The sequence below is a fragment of the Streptomyces sp. KLMMK genome (assembly GCF_036961605.1).
In the GTDB taxonomy this organism is placed as follows: Bacteria; Actinomycetota; Actinomycetes; order Streptomycetales; family Streptomycetaceae; genus Streptomyces; species Streptomyces telluris.
Genome location: NZ_JBAMDC010000427.1, coordinates 1 through 5297 on the forward strand (window position 1 = coordinate 1; position 5297 = coordinate 5297).

Genomic DNA, 5297 nt, shown 5'->3' on the forward strand with positions numbered 1-5297 from the left:
CCCCGGTGCGGGCCGGCGCCGTCGCCGCGCCGCTGCTGGGCTTCCTTCAGTCGCTGGAGCCCCCGGCCGGCCCGGGGCCGCTCGCGGGCAAGCCCGCCAGCGGGTTCGTCTCCACCGCCCGGCCGCACGCGGGCAGCGAGTCGGCGCTCCTCTCCCTCCACCACGTGCTGCACCACTGCGGTGCGGTCGTGGTGCCGCCGGGCTACACCGATCCCGTGGTGTTCGAGGCCGGCGGCAATCCGTACGGTACGTCGCACGCCCGGTCGGCGGGGGTCCTGCCGACCGTCCAGGCGCTGGCGGCCGCCCGGCACCAGGGCAGGCGCGCCGCCCTGGCCGGCGACCGGCTGCGCGGCCGGCCCGTCCCCGGGGCGGACGCCGGCCTCCTCGACACCCCCCTGGAGAAGGAACTCACATGACCGTGCAGCAGTACGACGACATCGGCGAGGCCTACGAGGGATTCAAGTCGCTGCCCATGGCCCGCTACCCGGAGTCGGACAGCTTCCTGCGGATGCTCGGGGACCTGAGCGGCAAGTCGGTCCTGGACCTGGCGTGCGGGACGGGCTTCTACAGCCGGCAGGCGAAGCTGCTCGGCGCCGCGGAGGTCCTCGGCGTCGACGTCTCCGACACGATGGTGGCCGCCGCCTGGTCCATCGAGAAGCGCAACCCCCTGGGGGTGCGCTACCTGGTCGGCGACGGCGCCGACCTGCCCCTGTTCGACCGGCGCTTCGACGTGGCGACGGCCGTCTACCTCCTCAACTACGCCGACGACGCGGCCACGATGGAGTGGATGTGCCGGGGCGTGCACCGCAGCCTGCGGCCGGGCGGGGAGTTCTTCGTCCTCACCCAGGCGCCGGAGTTCCGCTTCGACGGCCCGCCCACGGAGAAGTACGGCTTCCGTTACGAGCAGGTGGGCGAGGGCGAGGTGGGACCGCGGGTGCGGATCACGGCGCTGCTCGACTCCCCCGTCGAGTTCGTGACCAACTACCCGCGGCGCGAGGTGTGCGAGGGCGCGCTGTGGGCGGCCGGCTTCCGGGATGTCACGTGGGTGCCGCTGGAGGTGCCCGAGGACGGCGTCAGCAGGTACGGCGCGGAGTTCTGGGAGAACTTCCTCGCCAATCCGCCGCTGGCGATGCTGCGCTGCACGGCCGGCTGACGGCCTGACCTGCGGCGCGCCGGCCCCGGCGGCGATCGTCCGCCGCCGGGGCCGTCCTTCGCGCGCGGTCAGAGCAGCCAGGGCCGGAAGTCGTCCGCGGGCGGCAGGCCGGAGGTCTCCCGGGCGGCCGCGGCGGTGCGGTGGATGTGGAACAGCAGGCGGACGGCCGCGCCGGGGTCGCCGAAGGCGACCTGCCCGTCGGGCTCCTCGCGCAGGGTCCGGTCGATGCGGGGGACGACGGTGCGCGGGCCGATGATGGTGGCGCCGGCGGAGAAGAGCATCCGCTCGGCCTCGCAGTACGGCTCGGGCTCGGCCGCGGGGGCGGTGGAGGTGGTGATGACCGCGACGGGCTTGCCGATGAGCGGGGAGCCTTCGGTGGGCCACGTCAGCCAGTTGAGGAGCGTGCGCAGGGAGGTGGGCGGCGCGGCGGCCGTCTCGGGGGTCGTGATGACGATGCCGTCGGCGAGCGAGGCCATCTGGCGCAGGGCGTCGGCGACGGGGTGCGAGGGGGCGATGATCTCACTGCCGGCCCGGGCCAGTACGGACGGCGCGGTGCTGACGACGAGCCGGGTGCCGGAGGCACCGGGGGCCGAGAGCGCGCGCAGCAGCGGGTCGCCGTAGGGGTCGTCGTCGGCCGGGGCGCTCAGCCCCAGCAGCAGTACGTTCTCCACGGTCGGACTCCTTCCTTGACGTATGACGTAGGGGGCCTCGGGGTGCGCAGGCCTTGGGGACGGGGACCTTGGGGGAAGGGCCCCGCAGGTGCGGGGTGAGGTCGGGGGGCCGGCCGGTCAGCCGGCCGGGGCGGGGCGCAGGCGTCTGGAGAGCAGCACGCCTGCCAGGGCGAGCGCCGCGGTGAGCGCGAAGGTGAACACGAGCCCGGCCCGGGTGGTCGCGCCGTGCCGGTGGGCCGTGGCGACTGCGGCGCCGCCGATGCCGGAGACCAGGCCGGTGGCGAGGGTCTGGGCGAGCTGCAGGGAGCCGCTGACGAGGCCCTGCTGGGCGGCGGGGGCCTGTTCGAGGGTGTCGGTCGTGGCGGCGTTGAAGGCGATGCCCATGCCGAAGCCGCCCACGGCCCAGCCCGCGACGGCGACCAGCGGGGGCACGGCCTCGGCGAGGACGGCGGCGGCCATGACGGCGAGGCCGGCGAGCAGGACGGCGAAGCCGAGGGTGACGCTGCCGGTGCGGCCCTGCGCCCGGCCGTCGCGGCGGGCCTGCCAGGCGGAGCCCGCGACCCAGGTGATGGCGCCGGCGGACAGGCCGAGGCCCGCCGGGGAGGCGTCCACGCCGCGCAGTTCCTGCAGGCCGAGCGGGAGGAAGGCCTCGCTGCCGAAGTAGACGCCGCACAGCAGGAAGCGGAGGCCGATGCCGGCGCCGACTCCGGCGCGCAGGCCGAGGGTTCCGGCGGGGGTGACCCGGCGCAGGGCGGGCACGGCGAGGGCCGGGCCGGCGAGGGCGAGCGGGATCAGCAGGGCGAGGTTCTTCAGGAGCAGCGCCTGGAGGAAGAGTGCGGTGCCCGCGGTGAGGAGGATGCTCGCGGCGAGGGGGCTCCGCCACCAGGGTCCGGCGGGGGCGGCGGCGGAGGCGGCGGGGCGGTCGAGGCGGCGCAGGCCCGGGAGGGTGAGGGCCGCGGCGACGGCGATCAGCGGCAGCATGAGCAGGAACACGGCGCGCCAGCCCGCGAGGCCGGAGAGCGTGCCGGCGATGACGGGGCCGATCAGCGAGGGGACGGTCCAGGCCGAGGAGAGCAGGGCGAACATGCGCGCCCTGAGGTGTTCGGGGTAGGCGAGCCCGATCACGGTGTAGGCCATGCTCATGACAGCCCCGACGCCGAGGCCCTGCAGCGCGCGGCCGAGCAGGAACAGCGGCCAGGAGACCGCCGCGCCCGCCACCGCGCAGCCGGCGGCGAAGACCAGCGTCCCGGCGGCCATGGAGCGCGCGGGCCCGCCCCGGTCGGCCGCGCGTCCGGCGACCACCGTGCCGACGATGTTGGCGAGCATCAGGGCCGACAGGCCCCAGCCGTAGGCGCCGAGTCCGTGCAGGTCGTCCGCGATGCCGGGCAGGACCGTGGCCACGCCCAGGGATTCGAAGGCGACCATGCTCACGGACAGGACGACGCCGAGGGTCAGCGCGCGGCGGGCCCCGGAGAAGACGCTCTCCGCCGGACCCTCCCCCGCCGTCGCCGGCGACGGGGAGCCGTCCGCACCGGGCGGCGCGAGCGGGCCGCCGACCCCCTCCACCGCCTGGTTCACCTCCTGCGACACGACGACCTCCAGCACAACGTTTCGTTACGTTCCGGGACGGAATCAATTGCAGCTTACCTATACTGGCCGCATGGTGAACACCCCGAACGGCGCGGTGGCCGAAGCGCGGGAGACGCGCGAAGGCGGTCAGCAGCGCACAGGAAGGCCACGGGACGGCCGCATCGACGCGGCCGTGCCCGCCGCGGTGATGGAGATCCTCAACGAGTCGGGCTACGGGAACCTGACGCTCGAAGCGGTGGCCGCCCGTGCGGGGACGAGCAAGCCGGCCCTGCGCCGGCGCTGGCAGTCCCGCCAGCACCTCGTCGTGGACGCGCTGGTCACCACCGTGGGCGCCACCCCGACCCCCGACACCGGCTGCACCCACTGCGACCTGATCGCCGGCATCGGCACACTGAGCCAGGCCTTCGGCACCACGCTGGGGCGGCGCGTCCTGCCCGCTCTCGTGGCCGACCTCGCCGACCACCCCGAGCTGGAGAGCCTGTTCCTGGAGCGCTTCTTCCACACGCGCCGGGCCTCGACGGCCGAGGCGCTGCGCCGCGGCATCCGGCGCGGGGACCTGCGCCCCGACGCCGACATCGACCTGCTGCTCGACATGCTGGCCTCCACCACGTACTACCGGGTGCTCTTCGGGCACCTGCCGGTGACCGCGACGCTCGCGGAGGACGTGGTCGAGGTCGTGCTCAAGGGCGTCGCCACCGAGGCCTGGCGCGGACGCCACAGCCACGGGGTCTTCGACGGCTTCTGACGCGCGGGGGGGCAGCGGAGGCCGGGCGCCGTGACGGCCCGGCAGGTACGAGGGGAGGGAGAGACTGTTGCTCAGCCGCGACAGCGAAATGACGGCCCTGGACGGGGCCTTGTCCGCCGCGGAGACGGGCATGGGGGCCAGCCTGCTACTGGAGGGCGGCATCGGCGCCGGCAAGTCGCACCTGGTGCGCGCCGCGCTGAGGACCGCCCGCAGCAAGGGCTTCACAACGGTCTCCGCGCGCGCCAGACCCGGCGAGCGCGACCGCGCCCACGGCGTCCTGCACCAGATCCGCGACCAGCTGACCGGCACTGCCGGAGAGCCCGGGGGCCCGCGGGCGGCGGACGGCGCGGACGGGGCCGGGCAGGCCGCCGCGGTGCACCGGATGATCACGGCCGCCACGGTCGGCGCCCCCCTGCTGGTCGCGATCGACGACCTGCAGTGGACGGACGCCCCGTCGCTGCACTGGCTCGGCTATCTGACAGCCCGTCTGGAGGGCCTGCCCGTCGTCCTGCTGGCCACCCTCGGCACGGACCGCCCCGACCTGACGGGCGAAGGCGCGGCCGGGCAGGGCTCGGAGTCCGCGGCCGGCGTCGCCTCCTTCTTCCACCGCCGCGTGGTGCTGCAGGGCCTCAACGCCGACAGCGTCGGCTATCTGCTGTCCTCCTTCCTCGGCGAGCCCGCGCACGACGACCTCGCGCGCGCCTGCCGCACGGCCACCGGCGGCAACCCGCTGCTGCTCCAGGCCCTGCTGCGCGAACTGCGCCGCACCGGGCTCACCCCCGGGGACCTCTCCGCCGGCCGCGTGGCCCGGCTGGCGCCGGTGGAGGTCGCCGAGACCCTGCTGACCCGGCTCGGCGGCTGCTCCCCCGAGGTCGGCGCCGTCCTCGACGCCGTCTCCATCGTCGCGCCCGGGGCGAGCGGCCCGCTCGTCTCCCGGCTCGTCGGCATCGGCGCCGGCGAGGCGGCCGACGCCCTCTACCGGCTGGTGCGCCGGGGCATCCTGACGGAGGGCCACGACGGCATCGGCTTCGCCCAGCCCGTCGTCATGGCCTCCTTCCGGGCCCGGATGCCGCCCAGCGAGCGGGCGCGCCTGCACGCCGAGGCCGCCAAGGCCCTCTACGCGGGCAGCGCCCCCCGC

Annotated in this window: 5 protein-coding genes and 1 pseudogene; 4 read left to right on the forward strand and 2 right to left on the reverse strand. The window is 75.7% G+C overall.

The features are described 5' to 3' along the window. Both V7793_RS32855 and V7793_RS32860 read left to right on the forward strand, forming a co-directional pair. A pseudogene (locus V7793_RS32855) lies at nt 1-416 on the forward strand (hypothetical protein); the annotation flags it as partial. Then, nucleotides 413-1153, forward strand: coding sequence for a class I SAM-dependent methyltransferase (locus V7793_RS32860; RefSeq protein ID WP_336013367.1), 741 nt, complete (start codon nt 413-415; stop codon nt 1151-1153). The pseudogene V7793_RS32855 and the gene V7793_RS32860, both read left to right, overlap by 4 nt. A gap of 68 nt (nt 1154-1221) precedes the next feature. Here the strand turns inward: V7793_RS32860 and V7793_RS32865 are convergent, their stop codons facing one another. Then, nucleotides 1222-1824 (reverse strand): NAD(P)H-dependent oxidoreductase, encoded by a 603-nt coding sequence (locus V7793_RS32865; RefSeq protein WP_336013368.1) that lies wholly within the window; start codon nt 1822-1824, stop codon nt 1222-1224. A 117-nt stretch (nt 1825-1941) separates the two neighbouring features. Further along, nucleotides 1942-3414, reverse strand: a complete 1473-nt coding sequence (locus tag V7793_RS32870) for an MFS transporter (protein WP_336013369.1) — start codon at nt 3412-3414, stop codon at nt 1942-1944. A gap of 70 nt (nt 3415-3484) precedes the next feature. Between V7793_RS32870 and V7793_RS32875 the strand changes: the two genes are divergently transcribed. Then, nucleotides 3485-4159, forward strand: a complete 675-nt coding sequence (locus tag V7793_RS32875) for a TetR/AcrR family transcriptional regulator (protein ID WP_168090955.1) — start codon at nt 3485-3487, stop codon at nt 4157-4159. Nucleotides 4160-4223: 64 nt separating this feature from the next. Continuing rightward, on the forward strand, nt 4224-5297 hold a 1074-nt coding region (locus tag V7793_RS32880; RefSeq protein ID WP_336013370.1), incomplete at its 3' end, for an AAA family ATPase.

Bases quoted from the DNA above. Each gene is read 5' to 3' on its own strand.
- V7793_RS32860 (WP_336013367.1), top strand. From the start codon at position 413: ATGACCGTGCAGCAGTACGACGACATCGGCGAGGCCTACGAGGGATTC.
- V7793_RS32875 (WP_168090955.1), top strand. From the start codon at position 3,485: ATGGTGAACACCCCGAACGGCGCGGTGGCCGAAGCGCGGGAGACGCGC.